Annotated in this window: 21 protein-coding genes; 3 read left to right on the top strand and 18 right to left on the bottom strand. The window is 43.3% G+C overall.

What is annotated here, in order from left to right; translation table 11 throughout:
• Window positions 1-68: 68 nt before the first annotated feature.
• A complete protein-coding gene (locus tag OCV61_RS00570; protein WP_158420095.1) occupies window positions 69-1727 on the bottom strand; it encodes a glycosyl hydrolase family 18 protein in 1659 nt (552 codons plus the stop codon).
• Window positions 1728-2697: 970 nt separating this feature from the next.
• Here OCV61_RS00570 and OCV61_RS00565 point away from each other — a divergent pair.
• Window positions 2698-3441, top strand: a complete 744-nt coding sequence (locus OCV61_RS00565) for an adaptor protein MecA (RefSeq protein ID WP_158420094.1) — start codon at window positions 2698-2700, stop codon at window positions 3439-3441.
• Window positions 3442-3590: 149 nt separating this feature from the next.
• On the opposite strand, the gene OCV61_RS00560 is transcribed toward OCV61_RS00565, so the two are convergent.
• Window positions 3591-3791 carry a DUF1858 domain-containing protein gene (locus OCV61_RS00560; protein WP_158420093.1) on the bottom strand — a complete coding sequence of 67 codons (201 nt, stop codon included), beginning with the start codon at window positions 3789-3791 and terminating at the stop codon, window positions 3591-3593.
• 241 nt (window positions 3792-4032) lie between these two features.
• Between OCV61_RS00560 and OCV61_RS00555 the strand changes: the two genes are divergently transcribed.
• Entirely contained in the window at window positions 4033-4203 is a 171-nt protein-coding gene (locus OCV61_RS00555) for a DUF362 domain-containing protein (RefSeq protein ID WP_158420092.1), read from the top strand.
• A 78-nt stretch (window positions 4204-4281) separates the two neighbouring features.
• Here OCV61_RS00555 and OCV61_RS00550 read toward each other — a convergent pair whose 3' ends face one another.
• The 15 genes from OCV61_RS00550 to OCV61_RS00480 form a co-directional block, all read right to left on the bottom strand.
• Complete coding sequence (locus OCV61_RS00550; RefSeq protein WP_262582564.1) at window positions 4282-4836, bottom strand: MerR family transcriptional regulator; 555 nt, start codon at window positions 4834-4836, stop codon at window positions 4282-4284.
• Between the two features lie 122 nt (window positions 4837-4958).
• The gene (dnaB, locus tag OCV61_RS00545) at window positions 4959-6287 is read right to left on the bottom strand and encodes a replicative DNA helicase (protein ID WP_158420090.1); all 1329 of its coding nucleotides are present in this window, start codon (window positions 6285-6287) and stop codon (window positions 4959-4961) included.
• Between the two features lie 7 nt (window positions 6288-6294).
• Complete coding sequence (gene rplI / locus OCV61_RS00540) at window positions 6295-6744, bottom strand: 50S ribosomal protein L9 (protein ID WP_158420089.1); 450 nt, start codon at window positions 6742-6744, stop codon at window positions 6295-6297.
• Window positions 6741-8798, bottom strand: a complete 2058-nt coding sequence (locus tag OCV61_RS00535; protein ID WP_158420088.1) for a DHH family phosphoesterase — start codon at window positions 8796-8798, stop codon at window positions 6741-6743. Before OCV61_RS00535 ends, rplI begins: the two co-directional genes overlap by 4 nt.
• Window positions 8799-8968: 170 nt before the next feature.
• On the bottom strand, window positions 8969-9235 hold the full coding sequence (gene rpsR / locus OCV61_RS00530; RefSeq protein WP_158420087.1) for a 30S ribosomal protein S18: 267 nt from the start codon (window positions 9233-9235) through the stop codon (window positions 8969-8971).
• Window positions 9236-9289: 54 nt separating this feature from the next.
• On the bottom strand, window positions 9290-9745 hold the full coding sequence (locus OCV61_RS00525) for a single-stranded DNA-binding protein (RefSeq protein WP_158420086.1): 456 nt from the start codon (window positions 9743-9745) through the stop codon (window positions 9290-9292).
• 69 nt (window positions 9746-9814) lie between these two features.
• Window positions 9815-10102, bottom strand: a complete 288-nt coding sequence (gene rpsF, locus OCV61_RS00520) for a 30S ribosomal protein S6 (protein WP_158420085.1) — start codon at window positions 10100-10102, stop codon at window positions 9815-9817.
• 197 nt (window positions 10103-10299) lie between these two features.
• Window positions 10300-10494, bottom strand: coding sequence for a DUF951 domain-containing protein (locus OCV61_RS00515; RefSeq protein WP_158420084.1), 195 nt, complete (start codon window positions 10492-10494; stop codon window positions 10300-10302).
• Window positions 10478-11227 (bottom strand): NAD-dependent protein deacylase, encoded by a 750-nt coding sequence (locus tag OCV61_RS00510; RefSeq protein ID WP_158420083.1) that lies wholly within the window; start codon window positions 11225-11227, stop codon window positions 10478-10480. Before OCV61_RS00510 ends, OCV61_RS00515 begins: the two co-directional genes overlap by 17 nt.
• A gap of 18 nt (window positions 11228-11245) precedes the next feature.
• On the bottom strand, window positions 11246-12076 hold the full coding sequence (srtB, locus tag OCV61_RS00505; RefSeq protein ID WP_158420082.1) for a class B sortase: 831 nt from the start codon (window positions 12074-12076) through the stop codon (window positions 11246-11248).
• Between the two features lie 49 nt (window positions 12077-12125).
• Window positions 12126-13664, bottom strand: coding sequence for an ATP-binding protein (locus OCV61_RS00500; protein WP_262582563.1), 1539 nt, complete (start codon window positions 13662-13664; stop codon window positions 12126-12128).
• A 48-nt stretch (window positions 13665-13712) separates the two neighbouring features.
• Window positions 13713-14993, bottom strand: coding sequence for a vWA domain-containing protein (locus tag OCV61_RS00495; protein ID WP_262582562.1), 1281 nt, complete (start codon window positions 14991-14993; stop codon window positions 13713-13715).
• Window positions 14953-15294, bottom strand: a complete 342-nt coding sequence (locus OCV61_RS00490; protein WP_158420081.1) for a hypothetical protein — start codon at window positions 15292-15294, stop codon at window positions 14953-14955. Before OCV61_RS00490 ends, OCV61_RS00495 begins: the two co-directional genes overlap by 41 nt.
• Window positions 15295-15348: 54 nt before the next feature.
• Entirely contained in the window at window positions 15349-16677 is a 1329-nt protein-coding gene (locus OCV61_RS00485) for an MATE family efflux transporter (RefSeq protein ID WP_158420080.1), read from the bottom strand.
• 15 nt (window positions 16678-16692) lie between these two features.
• Window positions 16693-17919 (bottom strand): 6-phosphofructokinase, encoded by a 1227-nt coding sequence (locus OCV61_RS00480; RefSeq protein WP_158420079.1) that lies wholly within the window; start codon window positions 17917-17919, stop codon window positions 16693-16695.
• Between the two features lie 169 nt (window positions 17920-18088).
• Here OCV61_RS00480 and OCV61_RS00475 point away from each other — a divergent pair, with 169 nt between their 5' ends.
• A complete protein-coding gene (locus OCV61_RS00475) occupies window positions 18089-18766 on the top strand; it encodes a GTP pyrophosphokinase (protein ID WP_158420078.1) in 678 nt (225 codons plus the stop codon).
• Window positions 18767-18847: 81 nt separating this feature from the next.
• Here OCV61_RS00475 and OCV61_RS00470 read toward each other — a convergent pair whose 3' ends face one another.
• Window positions 18848-20239 carry a uracil-xanthine permease family protein gene (locus OCV61_RS00470; protein ID WP_158420077.1) on the bottom strand — a complete coding sequence of 464 codons (1392 nt, stop codon included), beginning with the start codon at window positions 20237-20239 and terminating at the stop codon, window positions 18848-18850.
• Between the last annotated feature and the right edge of the window lie 30 nt (window positions 20240-20269).

Raw genomic sequence — 20269 nt, 5'->3', positions numbered from 1 at the left:
GGCATATTCCTGTTATTTATATGCCTAAAGGAATGCATTTATTATCGTCCTGTTAAAATCCTGCTTTCTTACTGAGCGGCTGCCAGATTATCAGAAATCACCTGCCAGATCCCGCTGTTCTCAAAGCCCAGCTTCCAGGCAGAAACACCTGCCAGATTGTACTTCACAGCAAGCTGTACCTTAGCAGCAATAGAATCTGCATTCTCTACCCAGATCTTATAGGAGCAGTTGTCCTTCTCATATTCTCCATACTGCTGGCTGGTGGTATTATCCCAATATGTTTCTGCATTGTTGGTGGTAAGCACCTCTGCTGCCGCATCCATGCCAATTGCCTCACTGGACAATGTACCCGCCTCGGTCTTCCACAATCTTGTGTAGAACGGCATAGCATTGATCACACGCTCTGCCGGAACCTCTGCCAGTGTATCCTGGATCCCCTGCTCAACCCAGGGAAGGGATGCAACAGAACCGGCTTCTTCAGAGCCTACGTAGTGCTCGTCATATCCCATGATCACTACATAATCCACAACTCTGCCCTGCTCTGCTCTGTCATAATGGCTGGTATACTCTGCTGGCGGTGGATTATCCACAGAAAGCACCAGATTGTTCTTATGGCACTCAATAGAAAGCTCTCTTAAAAATTCAAGGAAATGAACCCCTACATCTTCCTTCAGGTATTCAAAATCCACATTGATTCCATCGATCCCAGCGCCTACAGCAGCATTTACCAGCTGGGATATCAGATTCTGCCTTGCACTTGTCTTGGCCAGAAGCTCTGAAGTATTCACATTTTCACTGAAATTATCAACCAGTCCCCAGATCTTCAGTCCTTTCTCATGAGCCTGTGCAACATAATCTGCAGTAGCTATATTAGAAATATTCCCTGCATTATCCTGCACTGCAAACCAGGTAGGCGAGATCACATTGACACCTGTCATATTCTGGGTAGCCTCTGCAAATGTACTGTTAGCCTCCTGGCTCATCACCTGATGCCATACCATATTTACCTTCTGATCCATGGTAATGTAATTATACTGCTCTGCCTGGAAATCTCTCTCCAGTGTAGTATCCTCTGGCACACTGATCCGGCTCTTCTCTATATATCCGATATAACCGTCCCAGGTAGCAACCTGTGTCCAGTTCTCCAGTTCCTGCATAAAAATCAGAGAATCCCCTTTACTTACCTTTGTAAGAACCGGTGACTTGATCCCACCCTGATACCTTACATATGTATCCTTCTGTACCTGTACAGTCTGGATCCCTGAAAACTGCTTCTGAATAGTGATCCTGGCAGGATCTGTATATACGTATGCGTCAATATCTGTATACTGCTTAATATAATCAACGCTTAAATAAACAACGCCATCTTTAAGCCATACCTCACTGCCCGAATCAACCTGTGCCGGCTGGCTGGTCAGCTGGGTGGGAGTAGCATACAGTACCTGCTGTCCCTCAGAATCCCAGTAGTATCGCTGATTAATATATGAATCCACAACATCTATAGGAATATATGTCTTATTATCGGAAACAAGGCCTCTTGACTCCAAACGCTCTGTACCCACAATAATGGCACACTGCCCGTCAGCTACTTGTCCGTAATATTCATTCAGATCCATTCTCTGTCTGGTAGGAACATACTTCATGATCACGTGAACAGCCACTCCTACAAGGGCCACCACCAGAATCAGTACACATACCAGTATTACTGGTTTTTTCTTTCTATCCATACTTTTATCCTTTCAGTAAAACCTTTCTCCAAATTCGAGTTTGCTACCGCCCATTATATCATATCCATTATAAATTGCATTAAGAAATTTGTTTTTTAATAGCATTTAACAGTAAGTTCATTTTTCCAGCTTTTTATTTCACAGATTACTATATTTTACGTATTGTATTATTTTACATATTGTTTTATTCCACATATTATTATATTTCACAGATCGTTTCATTTCGGCAGGAAATCCCTTCGGACCACGGCTTTGAGTAGGGGGAGCCTGCTGCCAAAGGGATTACCCTGCATTCTATTTACTTTTGTAAGTCAGGATCATCCAGTACAAAGTCAAAGTCCACTCTGGCGATCCGTCCCTGCTCATCTTCTGTATAATCCCGCATATAACCTCCGCCTTCTGCAATCTGACAGGCTTTTGCAATGGATTTCGGCGTACTTGGTTCTCCTTCCAGATACAGGTAGATCCCCTGATTCTGGTATTCCAGAAGTTCATTTTCCAGACTTTTACGGGCTTTTTTCTTTCTTTTACGTGATATATCCTTCTCCGTGCCTTAACCTCCTTTCCTGATTATTTCAGAAAACACCAACTGGTTCTGAAAAGACACTTCCGGCAGATCATTTCATCTTATGGGGAAATATGTACCCTGCCACAGCAAGAACGCTGCATGACAAAATCGGCAAAGTCCACAGTAGTGAAATAATGTTAATACTTTAAGCTGATACCTTGTTTCATAGTAACTGAACCTGTATGGATCGTCCGGCCGTCTTTCCTGAGTTCTATTATACAGTTTCCATTTACATATGCAAGTCTTTTTTGCCAGTTAGTAATTTTTTTTCATTTTGTTTCTAAATATTTTATAAACAAAGAAATAGAAGCAGCTTCCCTCTTGCACTTTTATGCTATATAATATAAAATATAATGAACTTTAGGCAGGAATCATTCCCACTTAAGAATAGGATGTGATGATATGAAGATAGAAAAGATTAATGACAATCAGATTCGCTGCACCCTGACAAAAGAAGATCTGGAGACACACCATATCCAGATCAGCGAACTGGCCTATGGTACAGACAAAGCCAAGCAGCTGTTTCGTGATATGATGCAGCAGGCCCAGATGCAGTTTGGATTTGAAGCTGATAATATTCCACTGATGATCGAGGCTATTCCGGTAAGTACAGAGAGCATTGTCCTGATCATTACCAAAGTAGAGGATCCGGAGGAGTTAGATACACGTTTTTCCAAGTTCTCTCCTTACAAAGGCAGCGACCGTAAGGATACCATTCAGTTGGATGGTGCAGACAATATTATCGATCTGATCCAGAAGCTGTGTGAAGCTAAGGTTCAGTCCCAGACCAAGCCATCAGAGAAGAAGGAAGCACCCACACAAGAAAAGGCACCACAGGAGAATGAAGCCGATATTGACCTTATCCGTCTTTTCTCTTTCCGCACCCTGGATGAAGTGATTCAAGCAGCCCACGGACTGGGAGGCTATTTCACAGGAGAGAATACATTATACAAAGATGCAGCACAGGGATTTTACCGTCTGGTGATCCACCAATCTGACTGCACTCCTGAGGAATTCAATAAGGTGTGCAACATTCTTTCCGAATACGGGCAGGGCCAGGCATTCACCATGTCAGGAGAAGCACACCTGAAAGAGCACGGGGAACTGATCACCCTTCATGCGGTCCAGAGTCTGGAACAGCTTTAAAGTACAAACATTAATATAATACATTAAAAATGCCGTATAAGCTGCAGTTCTAAAAAACTGTAACTGATACGGCATTCTCTTTACCTGTTCACTCTGTCTACAAAAACTCCTCTATAAACAGATGCACATTCGTCTATATAGTGTGCAAATTACTGAGCAAGAAAATCGTTGATCTGCTCTACCAGGACATCTACGTCCATCCCGTGCACCATAGCAGCCTCTTCAAGAGACTCCATCTGGGAAGACGGGCAGCCGATGCAGTGCATGCCGGCTCTCATAAGAACCCCTGCAATGTTAGGATCTAACTGAAGCAGTTCGCCGATGAGCATCTGCTTTGTCACCTGTGCCATGATCTGTTTCCTCCTTTATTCGCAAATCTGGAGAGAATCATTATCTGTAAAAGGACCACATCTGCAGTCCTTATAAAGAGTCTCCACCCTTGCCTATTATAATACGATTTTTTACAGGAATCAACATTTACAGTTCTAAAATTTTGTTTATAATTTTATACTTGTAATCCAACGATAGATATATTAGAATAGATTCAGAACCCGGTTAAGGGTACAAAAGAGATTAAAGGAGGATATAACTATGGCATATGTAATTTCTGATGAATGTGTAAGCTGTGGAACATGCGAAAGCGAATGCCCTAACGAGGCTATTTCTCAGGGTGATGATCATTACGTGATCGATGCAGATGCATGTGTTGAGTGTGGAACTTGCGCTGATGTCTGTCCTACAGGCGCTATCAGCCAGGAATAATTTCCTAAGAACGATCAAATGGCTGTCGCTATATGCGGCAGCCATTTTTCATTTATGATCTGAGACAAATCTCACTGATCACATATGTATTTTATGTTTCTTTTTATTCTTCTTTTCTATTGCTACGGCAGCTTCCTTCCTTGCAAGCTGCTGTCTGCGGATAGCTGCATCAATAGAGCGGCATCTTGCCTCTCCGTCATTCTGAGTGTGAAGTTCCTGTTGGATCAGTCTTTCCAGGATCTGTTGGAACTCCAGGATCTTCCCTGAATCCTCGCTGGCTGGCGGCAGTTCTTTACATCTCTGTCTTTCCTCCTGATCTGTATCCTGATCTTTTTCCTGATCAGTATACACCTGAACAGCAGTATCTTCCAGAAGCCTGACCTTACTCTGGCTCATCCCAGGAGCATTCCTGGCAATCTGGGGAACCAGTTCCTTAATGGCCTTAAGCTGCAGTCCTCTTTTCTTAAGTTCCTGAATATTCATAAACAACTGAATATCATATCCGGTGTAGTATCTGTGTCCAAGCTCATTTCTTCCGATCCTCAGATCCAGTTCTTCTTCCCAGTATCGAAGAACATATGGCTTTAAGCCTGTGATCTGGACGGTCTGTGCTACCGTATATCGCTTATCCACGCTACCCCTCCTTTTTGTAATGCACCTGTGTCCAATATGGTTTGTATCGCACACCTGCATCTTGTTTTAATTATAACAAAGGGGTAATAGATTGCAAGAAAAAGCGATTGACAAAATCCGCCTTACTTTTTCATATTTACAAACTGTGTATATCTTGGCAGCCATACCAGTTCAACCGTACCGATAGGGCCATTTCTCTGCTTGGCAATAATGATCTCAGCAATATCCTTTTTCTCTGTATCTTTGTGATAATAGTCATCTCTGTAAATAAACATTACCACATCCGCATCCTGCTCAATGGCTCCCGACTCACGCAGGTCAGAAAGCATTGGTCTGTGGTCAGGTCTTTGCTCTACTGCACGGCTTAGCTGTGACAATGCGATCACAGGCACTGACAGCTCCCTGGCAAGAGCCTTCAAGGATCTGGAAATATCTGAAATCTCCTGCTGTCTGGAATCTGTTTTGCCGGATCCGCTCATCAGCTGAAGGTAGTCGATCATAACAATCCCAAGATTATGCTCCAGTTTATATTTCCTGCACTTGGAACGAAGCTCTGCAATGGAAATACCAGGCGTATCATCAATGATCAAATTGGAACGGCCGATAATGTCTGCGCCTTCCACAAGCTTTGTCCAATCCTCATCTTTCAGATTACCTGTGCGCAGATTCTGTGAATCCACATGAGATTCCATGGCAAGCAGACGGTTCACCAGCTGTTCCTTTGACATCTCAAGACTGAAAATAGCTACTGTTACATCCTTGCGAAATGCCATATACTGGGCAATATTCAATACAAAAGCAGTCTTTCCCATAGAAGGCCTGGCAGCGATCAGTATCAGATCTGACCCATGCATGCCAGAGGTCTTGTAATCCAGGTCTACAAAGCCGGTAGGAATACCGGTAACAGTACCTTTCAGCTTAGACGCCTTCTCAATATTGCTGATAGAATTAAGCACTACCTGCTGGATAGGCACAAATTCTTCACTGGTACGCCGCTGCAAAATATTGAACAGCTTTTTCTCTGCTTCCTCCAGGATAGTCTGTGTGCTGTCTTTTTCCAGATAGCAGGCATTCTCCACCTCTTCATTGGCTTTGATCAGACGTCTGAGAACCGCTTTCTCACTGACGATATTTGCATAATATTTAATATTCGCAGAGGTAGGTACTGCAGTCAGAAGATCACGCACATATTCCATGCTGCTGATATCCGGTGGCAGTTCTTTTTCCTTAAGACGATTCTGCAGGGTGATCAGATCTACCGGCTTTCCTTCATTGCAAAGTTCTACCATTGCATCAAAAATAATCCCATACTGCTTCTGATAAAAATCATCGCTTGTCAGGATCTCAGAGGCAACCAGGATCGCATCCCTGTCAAGGATCATGGCGCCAATCACTGACTGCTCTGCCTCAATACTGTGCGGAAGTATCCGTTTGATCAATGCTTCTTCCATGAAATACTTACTGCTCCTCTTTTACCCATACTTTCAGGCTTCCAGTTACCTTTGGATGAAGGCGCACCGGAACATTGGTAACGCCAAGGTTACGAATGGGGGATGAAAGCTGCAGTTTCTTTTTATCGATTTCAAGATTCAGCTGCTTCTTAGCCGCTTCAGAAATCTCTTTACCAGAAATAGAACCAAAGGTTCTTCCACCTTCTCCTACTTTCAAAGTAAGAATGATCTCTTTTGTTTCAAGCTCCTTTGCAAAAGCCTGTGCTGCCTCGAAATTTTCCTGTGCAACCTTTTCTGCATTGGCTTTCTGAAGCTTCAGGTCATTCAGATTCTTAGGTGTAGCTTCTACTCCAAGCTTCTTTGGAAGGATCATATTTCTTGCATATCCGTCACTTACATTTACGATTTCGCCCTTTTTCCCAAGGGACTTTACATCTTCCAGTAAAATTACTTTCATGATTCCTTAAATTCTCCTTCTTCGTATAATTGATCTATGATTGCTTTCAGCATCAACTCCGCCTCGTCAAGACTTTCCTTCAGCTGTGCACCGGCAATATTCAGATGACCGCCTCCGCCCATCCGCTCCATCATGATCTGTACATTCACTTCATCAATGGCACGGGCACTTACATATACTTCTTTGTTGTATGGAGTAAGTACGAAAGAAGCCTTTACTCCTGCAATATTCAGAAGCTCATTAGCAGCCTGTGCCCCTACAACGGTAGGGCTTTCCAAGCCTTCGCTTGGGCATTTTGCAATGGCAAAGCATTTCCTATAAATGCTGGCAGTACGCACAACCTCTGCCCTTGCCTTGTAAGAATCAATATCATCCCGCAGCATCTTACGCACTCTGGTAATATCTGCTCCATTCCTTCTAAGAAACGCTGCTGCTTCAAAGGTACGTACACCTGCTCTGGTGGTAAAATTGTTGGTATCGATCACAATGCCGGCATACAAGCAGTCTGCCTCCATGCTCCGCAGGCGAAGATCGTCTGAAAAATATTGAAGGATCTCAGCTACCATCTCACAGGTAGAAGAAGCATACGGCTCCACATAAGAGAGTACTGCATTCTGTATCACTTCACTGCCCCTTCTGTGATGATCCAGTACCACAATGGTCTTTGTAAGGTATAAAAGGTCCTCACACTCTGTATAACTTGGCTTGTTGGTATCTACAACAACCACAACTGTGTTATTGTCCACAAGATCCTTGGCCTGATCTGCATCTACAAACATAGATGGCTCATAATCCGGACTTCCCACATAACCTGCCATCAAAGGACGAATGGATGTGGTAGGATCATTCACCACAATATGCACCGGCTTTCCAAGTGTCTTCCCGGCACGGTATATACCAATGGCTGCCCCTAATGCATCCACATCTGTGATCTTATGTCCCATAACCACAACACGGTCCTTGGTACTCATAAATTCCTTAAGGGCCTGTGCCTTTACCCGTGCCTTCACTCTAGTTGCCTTTTCCATCTGTTGTGCCTTACCGCCAAAGTATGTGATGGTATTGCCATTCTTGATCACCACCTGATCGCCTCCACGGCCAAGTGCCATTTCGATGGCAATCCTGGAATACTCATAATTCTGCAGATAAGTAGATCCGTTCAATCCAATACCGATACTTAAGGTAACAGCCATTTCATTACCGATATTAACCGTTTTTACCTCATCCAGAATATGGAATCTCTGTTCCTTTAATGCTTCGAGGGAACTCTGACGCATGATCAGGAAATATTTGTCTTTTTCCAGCTTACGAACAACGCCATCAAAATTTGAAAAATACTTGGTGATCTTCCTGTCGATCAACGCGATCAAAAGAGAACGGCGTACATCCTCCACGCTATCCAGCGCTTCTTCATAATTATCCAGATACGCCAAGGCTACAACCAGCTTGTCATCTTCATTCTTCTGGATATATTCCTGCAATTCTGTCTCGTCATAAAGATACAGGGCAATCAGACTCAAATCATTCTGCAGCTTCTCCAGAATATCTGTATGCTCAACCACATCCTTCATGGTGATACACTGCATAGATACCCTGTAGATCTCGTTCCCTAAGCCGGTGGTTACTTCTGTTATGTCCTTCTGTCCCGGCACTGGCAGCTTCTCCTGAGTAATATCCGGAAGAAGGGTAGCTATATTCTTATTGTACAACTGGTCTTTCCCCATCAGGCTTGCAAACAGCCGATTGGACCAGACCATCCTGCCGTTGGTATCCATAATGGCAAAGGGCAGTGCCAGATCCTCCAGCATACGTTTCTCCAGGGCATTGTATTGTGTGGTAAATGCAACCAGGGCGTTGAGAATCATTGGCTTGTGGTGAATATAGATCAGCAGAACGATCAATAAGTACACAGCCAGTCCCAGGGATACTAAAAGTCCTGCCCTGATATTAACCATATATACCAGAATATTCAGTCCAAGAAGCAGAATTGCCAGGTACATAGGGGTCCGCATATATTGTTTCAATGGCCCTCTGAATTTTAATTTTTCTTTCATGATTTTTCCCATTCTATTACATAGATAAAACCAATTTTACGTGGACCTATATATTATACCAGATTCATGGAAATATTTCCATACCCAAGTAAAATAAGAAAAAGCCCTCAAATGCTCATAAAATAAGCATTTGAAGGCTTCCAAACATCTGCATTGCTGCATTCAGGAAATTAGTCCTGGATGTATGGCATTAATGCCAAATGACGTGCTCTCTTAACTGCTACAGTAAGAGCTCTCTGATGCTTTGCACAGTTACCTGTAATTCTTCTTGGAAGGATCTTTCCTCTTTCAGAAACATACTTTCTTAACTTTGCTACATCTTTGTAATCGATCTCGTTATTCTCTTTGCCACAGAATACACAAACTTTTTTTCTTCTGCGTCCGCCTCTTCTCTTCATGGGAGAATCCGGTCTTTCGCCTCTATTGCTGTAAGCCATGATTAGCTTCCTCCTATCTTCTTGTTATCATCCGTTTGTTCGTCTGAGAAATACCTAATTAAAAGGCAGTTCCTCGTCAATTCCATCAGGGATGTTCATAAATCCGTCTGCACTTGCCGCACTTGGTGTAGGCATAGATGGTGCCGCAGCACTGTTCTGAGGATGAGATGCTGCATAGGAATCGCTGGAAGATTTACTCTCTGCAAACTCCTGCTCCTCAACTACAACCTCTGTTGTATAAACCTTCTGGCCGTCACGGTTGGTATAACTGCCGGTCTGAATACGGCCTGTAACCGCAATCTTCAGTCCCTGTCGGAAATACTTCTCAGCAAACTCTGCTGTACGTCCAAAAGATACACAGCTGATAAAATCAGCGGATGCCTCGCCATCACGGCGAAACCTCCTGTCTACTGCCAATGTATATCTGGCAATTGCCAGTGCATTCTCCCCTGCGGAATATCTTACTTCAGGGTCTCTTGTTAAGCGTCCCATTAAAATTACTTTGTTCATTCTATTTACCTCTTTCGATGATCGGTTGAACGGGTTCTTAATGGTGCTTTCTGATTAATTGCCAAAAGCTTATGCGTCTTTTCTGACAACTAAGTATCTTAATACATTGTCCATGATACGCATATGTCTTTCTACTTCTGCCGGACACTGAGCATCTGCTTCAAACTGAATGAAGTAGTAGAAGCCTTCATGCATTTTCTGAATCTCGTAAGCTAATTTCTTCTTACCCCATTCTTCAACTTCTGTGATTGTGCCATTGTAACGTGTGATGTAGCCTTTAGCTTTCTCAACAACTGCATCACGTACTTCGTCCTCAACTTTTGCACTCACAACTAATGCTAACTCGTACTTGTTCATGCCTGTCTTACCTCCTTATGGTCTATTGGCCCTTTGCCTGTCAAAGAGCAAGGATATGAATATATCACGATTGTTGATTTTAACACATTTTCCTGGCTATGTAAAGCCCTATTTTTCTTTTTCTAATGATTTTTATTCTCTTTATAATTATTCTTATGCTTTTTATGCTTTATGCTATTTTAGTTTTCCCTGTGTCATTAATCTTGTGATTTTTTCTGCAGATTCCTGGTATTTTTCTCCACCATCTTCCGCGGCACCATGACCTGGTGACCGCATCCTGTACATTTCAGCCTGAAATCCGCCCCTACACGAAGGATCTCCCAGTCTTTGCTGCCACAGGGATGTGTTTTTTTCAGCGTGACAATATCTCCCACTTCATAAAGAAGTCCCATGACTATGCTCCTTTACCTGTAATTGTGAAAACACCTGCCCAATCGGCTCCTGGATCAGAAGATCTGCATACCGGTCTCTCGGTGTAGGTGACTTGTTGATCACTACCAGATGATCTCCCTGAAAATAATCGATCAGTCCTGCTGCCGGATATACAGCCAGGGACGTCCCGCCGATAATCAGTACCTGTGCCTGGGAAATAGCCTTCACTGCCTCTTCAATAGTATGTGTATCCAGCCCTTCCTCATAGAGGACAACGTCTGGCTTAATAATCCCGCCACAGCTGCATCTGGGCACTCCTTCTGAATGTTTCATATAAGAAAAATCATAAAACTTCCGGCATTTCATGCAGTAATTCCTATATACACTGCCATGAAGTTCCAGCACATTCCGGCTTCCGGCCATCTGGTGAAGATTATCAATATTCTGGGTGATCACAGCCTTAAGCCTGCCAGCCCTTTCCAGCTCTGCCAGCTTCTGGTGAGCTGCATTTGGCTTTGCAGTATCACACAGCATCTTATCTCTGTAAAACCTGAAAAACTCTTCCGGCTTTCTCATAAAAAAAGTATGGCTTAAGATCGTCTCCGGCGGATAATCATAGGTCTGATTATACAGCCCGTCCTGGCTTCTGAAATCCGGGATCCCGCTTTCTGTGGAAACACCCGCTCCACCAAAGAATACAATATTATCATACTGATCCACAAGCTCCTGCAGTTTCGCTATCCCATTCTCCATCACTACAGCCTCCTCATACTAATTATCCTTTTCTACATCCAAAGTATCAACTCTTTTACCCTGTACCACATATCTGGTGGATTCGTTGCCTGTACAGGTAGAAAGTGTAACGATCTTGTCCTGTATGGTAAGCGTACCTGGTGTGGTCTGGATCTCTGAAAGAGTTGGCATCTTGTCCAGATAATCCTGAAATTCCTTACCAGGTCCTTTAAACAATGTATATGTATCACTATTTACCGCTGTAACATAAGCGGAAATAATCTCATACCGATAATCCTTCTCAGGTGTAAAAATCCAGAAATATTTGCTTTTCTTGTATGTTTCCGGGTCTTTACTGAATTTTTTCAGCTGTCCGAACATAGAACCATTCTTCATATTGTGTCCGTATACCAGTGTATTACAATCGTTAAAATCTCCGGAATTCTCATAGTCAATGAAAATCGTGCCTGCAAAATTGTAATTCTTCTCATAGGTCATGTGAAGATAAGTACTGTTATCCTTTCCCTTCACAATAGGATAACTCACATTATCCAGTGCTTCCACATAAATCCATCCAATCACGTCCGTATTCACACTGCGAAGAGTATCAAAATCAATCTTCATAGGTGCTTTCAGATCAGATTTCTTTTCATCGTCTGTCTCCATGTCGATTGGATCCTCATCAGGATCACGCTCTGTCACTGCCATCTGTGCGATCTGGTTATATTCGTCAGAGCCCTTTTTGTACTCTGTGTAAATGTGGTACAAATTAAAGGCTGCATAACAAAAAACTCCCACAGCCAGAAGCAGTACCAGAGTAAGCACCACATCACCGGCGGTTTTCTTTTTTTTCTTTTTATTATCCTTCATAGCGCGCCTCCTCTATAATTATAGTAATCTCTCCCGGAAGTTGCAAGTATTATCTTGACTCCAAAGCCTGCTCACAGGCCTGTAAAAGCTGCTGCTGTTTTCCCGGCAGAAGCTTGTCACTGTACTTAAAATAGGGTGCACAGCCATGCTCTGCAATAAAGGCAGACGCCAGCGGATTCCCGGTAAGCCTGGTTACCATAAGCATCATCTCTGCTCCATCCCCAAAGGCCTTTTCCGTAAAGTCAAAAGCTCTTAAAAGGGCATGTCCTGTCTGGGTACAAAGAACTTCTGTTTTCTGCTTCTCTTCCTGAAAGAATATCTTTATTCTCTCAAATTGCTCTTCTCTTTTGGTAATATGAAGTTTCCTCAGTTCCAGATCATATCTTTCCATGCATGCAATCGTCTGTCTCTCCAGCAACGCTTCCTCCATGGAAAGAAGACCTGACGTTTTTCGTACTTCAAAGCTTTTCTTCTGATCCTTTATATACTGTCCAAACCAGCTATCTGCTTCGGACTTTGCGTTCTTATCTGTTATGGGGTTATTTTTCAGTGCATACAGTTTATCATAAAGAAGAGAGAGCCGCTTTTTGCCTGTATCTGCACACATCAGCCTTTCATTCAGATCTTGCAGAAAAAGCCCGGTAACAGTAAGCCGTTCTTCTGCCGATCCATTCCCGGCCATATCCAGCTTTTCTTCCTCCATGTGCTTTGAAAGGCTTCCATCCAGAATCTGGTGGATTCCATAATCTGTGCCATACTTTTGATAAATCTGGTAATAAGAAGCGAAATCCCTGCCAATTTCCTTTTCCTGAATGAACTGACAGATCAGATTCTCAGTCACTTGGATATCCAGATCTTCGTAGCTTTTCAGGATCCTGGACAAATCCTCCCATCCTCTTGCTGTAACAAAGGCTTTTTCCTCCCGGCTGCTCCTTATGTAGTAAAAACTGTCCCTATGGATATTAAGATAAGAAAGCACTGCTCCATGGATCTTATGCTGCCAGGCATATTCCATCCAAGCCTCCAGATCCGGCTGGATCTCCATCTTCCGGACCCGGTCCAAAGTTACAATATCAAACTCCCGGACAGACTTGTTATATCCTGATGGATTACCTGCTGCTACGATCAGCCACCCTGCCGGTACCTTATGTCCGCCAAAGGTCTTATTCTGAAGAAACTGAAGCATGGCTGGTGCAAGTGTCTCAGACACACAATTGATCTCATCCAGAAACAGGATTCCTTCCTTCTTTCCTGTACTTTCCATCTTGGCATATACAGCTGCAATGATCTCACTCATGGTATATTCCGTAACATCCATGGAAATGCCCTCATATTCCCTGGAAACGATTTTGGGAAGTCCTACTGCGCTCTGACGGGTATGATGTGTCATTGTATAAGAAACAAGACCTATATTTTCTTCCTTCGCTACCTGCTCCATAATAGCGGTTTTACCAATGCCAGGTGCCCCTATCAGGAATAAAGGTCGTTGATGTACCAGCGGATATGTATAATTCCCTTCTTCATCCTTTTTCAAATATGCATGCAGTGTATTCACAATTTCTTGTTTTGCCTCTTTAATATTCATCATCTTCGCTCCCTGCAGACAGCTGCTTGCCGTTTTCCCGATTATTCTCTGTTAAGTCCAAACCTTTAATACGTAAGCCCAGGATGGAACCATTTTCAAGGAATCTGTATCCTTCAAAAATACAAAGGCTGTATCATAGTCCGGCCTTTCTTCCGGATAGACTCCGTCCCCATCTGTAAAATAGATCAAAGCCCCCAGATCCTTAAGCTGACCTTCCTTCCGAAGCTGATCCACATAGCGGAAAACCGGACAAAAATCTGTTCCTCCACGTCCCTGGATCTCTATTTTGTCTTCCAGTTTTCTCCAGTCCTCTTCTCTGCGGATCACATCTATTTTTTGGATACAGCAGTCACACTGGATCAGATATACCTCCATCTCACTAAAAAAGTTTTCTTTGCTGCTTAAAATACTATATGTTTCCTCCAGAAACCTTTGTACGATAGCAGCTGAACAGGAGCCTGAGGTATCAATGGCAATCACCAGCTGGGAAAGCCGGCTGGCTTCCTGATATTCCAATGGTTCGATCAGTGGAACATCCCCATAGTACTCCATACCATAGTTATAAAATATATAATCAAAGCTTTCCGTATCCAGCTTTACTTCTTCCCGTATATGAAAATATTTCTGAAGAAAATCCCGGTAGTCATAATCCTTCCTGCCTGCAAGCCTTATTTCCTCCTGGCGCATGCCTGGAGACATACCAGCCCACAGTTTCTTTTTCTCTTTTCCTCTGGACATGGACAAAAGAACCTCTTCCCATTTCTTCCAGATTGCCTTAGCACCTGTCTGCTTTTCTCTCCATAAGCTGTGATCATCTATTCTTATACTTTTTTCCAGTTTTAACTGCTCTTCTTTCTTAAGACAGCACAATGTGTCATAGATCCGATAAGGAGAAAGATCCTGCTCTTGATGTCCCCCAACCCCATTCCCGGTAATGGATGTGCAGATCCTTTCTACGAACATGTCACAGGCAAGATCCCACAGATTTTCCTGCTCCTTCCCTGCAAAAAAAGGATGCAGATAAATACAGTGCAGGATCATATGCAGATAAGCCTTTGTAACAGTCCCTGGATCCTCCTGATATTTCTGTAGAAGCCATACAGGGGAAAATAATATTTTTACTCCATCCGTCCCTATCCCGGCAATTCTGTCATCTGCTTCCCACTGTAAAATAAACAGTGCCTGTTCAAAAGAGGGATACGATAAAAACAACTGATTCCGACAATATTCAAGGATCTGTATGCCGATCTGTGCCTGGCTGCTATCATAAGCACGCTTCCAGGGAGCTGTCTTATAAATCATATTCTCTGTCTTCATATCCGTATCTGTCATTTTTCTCCTTCATTAACCAGACCAGGGCTTGTAATCTGCCTTCTTCCCTGGCAGTCCGTATGAAAGTCTCCAGTTCCTTTTTGCCATACCAGCCCTGTTCAGCCAGTATTTCCATCTGTTCAATCTGCTGACTCCTGATCAGCACTTCCATTGCCGGACGGATCCTTTTTTTCAGGTAAAAAGTATATTCCTTCTGCCGTTCATCCTCTCCATCAAAAGCAAAAAAGCCGTCCAATGCTGCCTGCAGCCGGACCGGCTCTTGCCTGGCACTTCGGAACCTGTGGTATGTTTCATCTTCCATAACCAGCGTCCTTTCCTGTCCCTTTCAGAGTACCATAACCTATAATGTCTGTCATCAATATCTATACCGTTTCCTGTATTTCAAAAGAAAAGCCACAGCCATCACAGCTCCCAGCCCTTCTGCAACTACAACCGCGCCCCAGATACCATTCAATCCAAATAGCAAAGGCATCAGGATCACCAGACCACCACGTAAAAGGAAAGATCTTGTGAAAGAAAGCAATGCAGAAACCATTCCATTACATAGTGCAGTAAAAAAAGAAGAAGCATAAATATTGATCCCGCAAAACAGGTAGCCCAATGCAAAAATACGAAAGCCTCCAACCGTCATGTCAAGCAGCTGCTGATTGTATCCTACAAAAGCAACAGACAGCGGATGACTGACGCCTTCTGAAACAGCCACCATTGCCACAGAAGTAATGCCGATCACAGTCAGGCTTTTCCTGAAAATATTGTGAAGTTCCTGATGATTTCCTGCCCCATACTGATAGCTGACAATCGGTGCGCTGCCAGCCGAAAAACCCAGAAATGCTGCTACAAATACAAAATCCACGTACATCATAACCGAATAAGCAGCCACACCACTCTCGCCGATGATCCGCATCAGCTGGATATTATATAAAATACCGATCACAGATGCTGAAATATTACTTAAAAGCTCAGAAGAACCATTGGAACAGGCCAGAAGCAGCTGTCTTGGATAGAAACGAGTCTTCGTAAGGTGAAGGGCACGTTCCCTTTTCTTAAGGAAAAAGAAAAGAGGCAAAATACCGCCTACCACATAGCCCATCACTGTAGCAAGGCCTGCACCAGTGATCCCCAGGCCCAAAACTGCAATAAATACATAATCCAGAACCATATTGGTGATCCCGGACAGTATGGAAAGCACCAGTCCTAGCATTGGCCGTTCGCTGACCACAAAAAAATTCTGGAAACTGGTCTGAAGCATAAAGGGAACACTTCCTGCAAGTAGAACTGCTCCATAGCTGATACAGTCATCAATCAGAAGCTCACTGGCACCGGCAGCCCACATAATAGGCTCAACAAGCAACACTGTGATAACGGAAAACAGACCTCCCACAATCATGATCGTATAAATGATCATGGAAAAATACCTGTCTGCCAGTTCTTTATTGCCTTCCCCTAATGTCCTGGCTACCAAAGCGCTGCCGCCGGTACCCAGCATAAAGCCTATGGCTCCTATGATCATAGCAATAGGAAAAGCGATATTTACTGCAGAAAGTGCCATATCGCCAACAAGATTAGACACAAACAGTCCGTCTACCACGCTGTATAACGATGCTATTACCATTGTCACTATAGAAGGAAGTGTAAATCTTAACAGTCTTCCATAACTAAAATGATCGGATAATCTGATCTTCATAAACAAAAACCTTTCTTATTTTCTATATGCGAAAAGAGGAAGGCCATTATCATCCAAGGGAAGGGAAACCACTCCCTGGATCAAAGGCATTGCATACTGTATAAAATCGTCTGTCATATCATTGCCAGATTCTGCGATCCATGAAACAGGAACAGGCTTTTCTTTATTGCAGATCTCATTTACATCTTCCAACCCATAATTCAGTACATATTCATCCTTTTCGCTGTCTCGTATAAAGGACACCATCTTTCCGGTTTCACCCTGTACAGCAGCCTTTACGCCAAATGCTCCGGCCTCCATAGCCTCTTTCTGGTCTGCAGCAGAGAGCATAGCTGTAGAGCATCTCTGATTTACATTCAGTTCTACAGACCTTACCTTTACCTGAAGACGGCTTCGTACCAGATTTTCCAGATACTTTCCGCAGCCAGTCAACATTTTGTGTCCAAAATTGTCAGTACATACATCATTTTCATATTCGCAGATAAAGGTTCCTTTTTCATCCCTGATCCCTTCGGATACACATACCACCACATTACAGTTCTTATCAAAAGCATGCTCCACATCCATCAGGAATTTTTCTGTGTCAAAAGCCTTTTCCGGCAAATATACTAGAAGCGGATTATCTCCTGAATATTTCCTGGCAAGCACGGAAGCAGCAGTCAGCCAGCCTGCATGACGGCCCATGATTTCAATAATTGTAACAGATTTTTTCTCATAAACATTAGCATCAATAACAATCTCCCGCACTGTGGATGCCACATATCTGGCAGCACTTCCATATCCTGGTGTATGGTCTGTCTTCACCAGGTCATTATCAATGGTCTTTGGAATCCCCAGGATCCGCACATCACTGCCGATCCTTTCTCCATACCGTGACAGCTTACTTACTGTATCCATGGAATCATTGCCGCCTATATATACAAAGTAGCCAATATTCATATCATGAAAGCTGGCAAAGATCTGCTTATATGCCAGATCATCCAGATTTTCAGGAAGCTTATGTCTGCAGGAGCCAAGATATGCCCCTGGTGTATATTTCAGTGTTTCCAAATCTTCCCCCGGAAGCGCCACTTCAAAATCCATAACCTGCCCCTTCAGAAATCCCTCAATTCCATTTACCATTCCATAAATACGGTCAACTTCAGCCTGATCTCTTCCCCCTTTAACAATGCCATAAAGACTGCTGTTGATTACAGCTGTCGGTCCTCCTGACTGTCCTACGATCAGATTTTTTCTGTCCATATCATAGCCCTCCTTCTTAAGATCTGTAAATCAGTCCTCTCATTATATATGAAAATCTCTAAAAAGTAAATGTGATATAGCCATTCATTACTTTACTATATCCTTTTTATCCCTTATAATTGAAATAATGATACGCATTATACAATAACATAAAAAGAAGGTTTTACATATGGACAACAAACTTAATCTCCCTTTTCTGGATACACCGGATCCAGAAAGATTTATCAAAAATGCTGCTAAGTTCAGTGATCTTATGATGATGTACCGCTGCACCATCCGGGAACTCCAGACCAAACTGGAAGTACTGAATGATGAATTTTCCATTGAAAATAAAAGGAATCCTATTTCTTTTATTAAGACAAGAGTAAAAAAGCCTGAAAGTATTTACCGGAAACTTCAAAAGCTTGGCTATGAATTTTCTGCGGAGAATATTCAGGAACAATTGAATGATGTTGCCGGTATCCGGGTGGTCTGTGCATTCATTGACGATATTTATACGGTTGCAGATCTGCTGGCCAGCCAAGATGATATCAAGATACTGCAGATCAAGGATTATATAAAGAATCCCAAGCCCAATGGCTATCGCAGTTATCATATGATCGTTGAGGTCCCGGTTTTCTTTTCCCGCGGAAAAACACCTATGCGGGCGGAAATCCAGATTCGTACCAATGGCATGGATTTTTGGGCTACTCTGGAGCATCAGCTGCGTTACAAAAAGGGCATCGAAGAGATGGAAGGCTATGATCAGATCAGTGCAGAGCTTTTAGAATCTGCTCATGCCATGATCGAGATGGATAATGAAATGCAGCATATCAAAGACATGATCGGACAATTTCACGATTTATAAGGCTTTCATTTTATCAAAAAGAGTGTGCTGCACATTTCTATATCAGCACACTCTTTCTTAATTCGTATTTAGTTTTTACTTTTATTCACCGAATTCTTTGTGATCTTCATCCAGCTTATGTTTGATTTCAATCTTTTGTTGTGCCTCTTCCTTCTCTTCTTCCCGTGTCTTTGGAAGGATAATGTTCATGATCACCGCTATAATCGTTGCCAGCACCACCGGGGATTTCCCAAAAATGGTGGTAACCCACGCCGGAAAGCCAGCCAGTGCTGCAGTTGCCTGAGACACTCCCATTCCCAGTGCTGCTGCAAGACCAACGATGGATGAATTCCGGTAATCCATTTCTGCTGAAGCTACCAGCTTCATACCTGTCATAGCAATGGATGCAAATACAGAAACTGTAGCACCTCCAAGAACACACTGGGGAATCGTAGTAAGAATGGCCGAAAACTTGGGAACAATCCCTGCAATACCAAGGATCACAGCCGCCAGTCCCAGTACCCACCGGTTAATTACCTTTGTAGTAGTAACAATTCCCACATTCTGACTGTATGTGGCAGTGGGCAAACCTCCAGCCAAGGCTCCCACAATATTAGAAATACCGTAGCCGATAATTCCTTTCTGCAATTCCTCATCCTTCGGAGTTCTGTCCATAGCACCGATGGTCGTTGCTGAATAATCACCAATGGCCTGGATGGAATTGATAGCAAACAAGATACCGATGGCAATACAAGAAGATGGCTCAAACTCAATGCCAAAATGAAGCAGAGACGGAAGCTGGCAGACTCCTGCTTCTCCTATACTTGAAAAATCAACCATTCCAAAAGGAATCGCCACCAGGTATCCTGCAATGATGCCGATCAGAATAGATGCCAGCTTCCAGATCCCTTTCCCGAAATGATTCAGCACGGTTACTACGATCAATGTAAAGAATGCAATCGCCCAGTTCTGCCAGGAGCCATAGTCCGGACTGCTGACCCCGCCAGCCATGTAGTTAATGGCAGTAGGATATAATGACAGACCAATGGTAAATACAACCGTTCCAGTGATCAATGGTGGAAAAAAGACCCTGATCTTCTTTACCAACAATCCCATTACCACAGCCACAAAACCGCCTGCCAGTTCTGCTCCCATAATCGCTGCAATCCCATAAGACTCGGCAATTGCCTGCATACTGGGAACATAAGCAAAGCTTACTCCCATGATGATGGGCAATCCTGATCCAATAGCAAACCTGGCTTTTCCTCCAATTGGAAAAAGCTGCAACAGCGTAGACAACGCTGCCATCACCAATGCAGACTGAATCAGAATTACCTGTTCTTCTCTGGAAAGGCCCCCAGGAATTGCTCCGGAAATAATAATTGCCGGCGTAACGCAGCCTACGATCATAGCTACTACATGCTGCATAGCAAGCGGAAATGCTTCTGTAAGACGGGGAATCCCATCTGTTTCAAAAATACTGCCCCTCTTCATCACAACCTCCCAATGTGTTTTTGAATACTT

This window comes from Blautia ammoniilytica, from assembly GCF_025566965.1.
In the GTDB taxonomy this organism is placed as follows: domain Bacteria; phylum Bacillota; class Clostridia; order Lachnospirales; family Lachnospiraceae; genus Blautia_A; species Blautia_A ammoniilytica.
The sequence above is the reverse complement of the archived record's forward strand: the minus strand, read 5'-3'. Positions and strand labels throughout refer to the sequence as shown.

Bases quoted from the DNA above. Each gene is read 5' to 3' on its own strand.
- OCV61_RS00570 (WP_158420095.1), bottom strand. From the start codon at position 1,727: ATGGATAGAAAGAAAAAACCAGTAATACTGGTATGTGTACTGATTCTG.
- OCV61_RS00565 (WP_158420094.1), top strand. From the start codon at position 2,698: ATGAAGATAGAAAAGATTAATGACAATCAGATTCGCTGCACCCTGACA.
- OCV61_RS00560 (WP_158420093.1), bottom strand. From the start codon at position 3,791: ATGGCACAGGTGACAAAGCAGATGCTCATCGGCGAACTGCTTCAGTTA.
- OCV61_RS00555 (WP_158420092.1), top strand. From the start codon at position 4,033: ATGGCATATGTAATTTCTGATGAATGTGTAAGCTGTGGAACATGCGAA.
- dnaB (WP_158420090.1), bottom strand. From the start codon at position 6,287: ATGGAAGAAGCATTGATCAAACGGATACTTCCGCACAGTATTGAGGCA.
- rplI (WP_158420089.1), bottom strand. From the start codon at position 6,744: ATGAAAGTAATTTTACTGGAAGATGTAAAGTCCCTTGGGAAAAAGGGC.
- OCV61_RS00535 (WP_158420088.1), bottom strand. From the start codon at position 8,798: ATGAAAGAAAAATTAAAATTCAGAGGGCCATTGAAACAATATATGCGG.
- rpsR (WP_158420087.1), bottom strand. From the start codon at position 9,235: ATGGCTTACAGCAATAGAGGCGAAAGACCGGATTCTCCCATGAAGAGA.
- OCV61_RS00525 (WP_158420086.1), bottom strand. From the start codon at position 9,745: ATGAACAAAGTAATTTTAATGGGACGCTTAACAAGAGACCCTGAAGTA.
- rpsF (WP_158420085.1), bottom strand. From the start codon at position 10,102: ATGAACAAGTACGAGTTAGCATTAGTTGTGAGTGCAAAAGTTGAGGAC.
- OCV61_RS00515 (WP_158420084.1), bottom strand. From the start codon at position 10,494: ATGGGACTTCTTTATGAAGTGGGAGATATTGTCACGCTGAAAAAAACA.
- OCV61_RS00510 (WP_158420083.1), bottom strand. From the start codon at position 11,227: ATGGAGAATGGGATAGCGAAACTGCAGGAGCTTGTGGATCAGTATGAT.
- srtB (WP_158420082.1), bottom strand. From the start codon at position 12,076: ATGAAGGATAATAAAAAGAAAAAAAAGAAAACCGCCGGTGATGTGGTG.
- OCV61_RS00500 (WP_262582563.1), bottom strand. From the start codon at position 13,664: ATGATGAATATTAAAGAGGCAAAACAAGAAATTGTGAATACACTGCAT.
- OCV61_RS00495 (WP_262582562.1), bottom strand. From the start codon at position 14,993: ATGACAGATACGGATATGAAGACAGAGAATATGATTTATAAGACAGCT.
- OCV61_RS00490 (WP_158420081.1), bottom strand. From the start codon at position 15,294: ATGGAAGATGAAACATACCACAGGTTCCGAAGTGCCAGGCAAGAGCCG.
- OCV61_RS00485 (WP_158420080.1), bottom strand. From the start codon at position 16,677: ATGAAGATCAGATTATCCGATCATTTTAGTTATGGAAGACTGTTAAGA.
- OCV61_RS00480 (WP_158420079.1), bottom strand. From the start codon at position 17,919: ATGGACAGAAAAAATCTGATCGTAGGACAGTCAGGAGGACCGACAGCT.
- OCV61_RS00475 (WP_158420078.1), top strand. From the start codon at position 18,089: ATGGACAACAAACTTAATCTCCCTTTTCTGGATACACCGGATCCAGAA.
- OCV61_RS00470 (WP_158420077.1), bottom strand. From the start codon at position 20,239: ATGAAGAGGGGCAGTATTTTTGAAACAGATGGGATTCCCCGTCTTACA.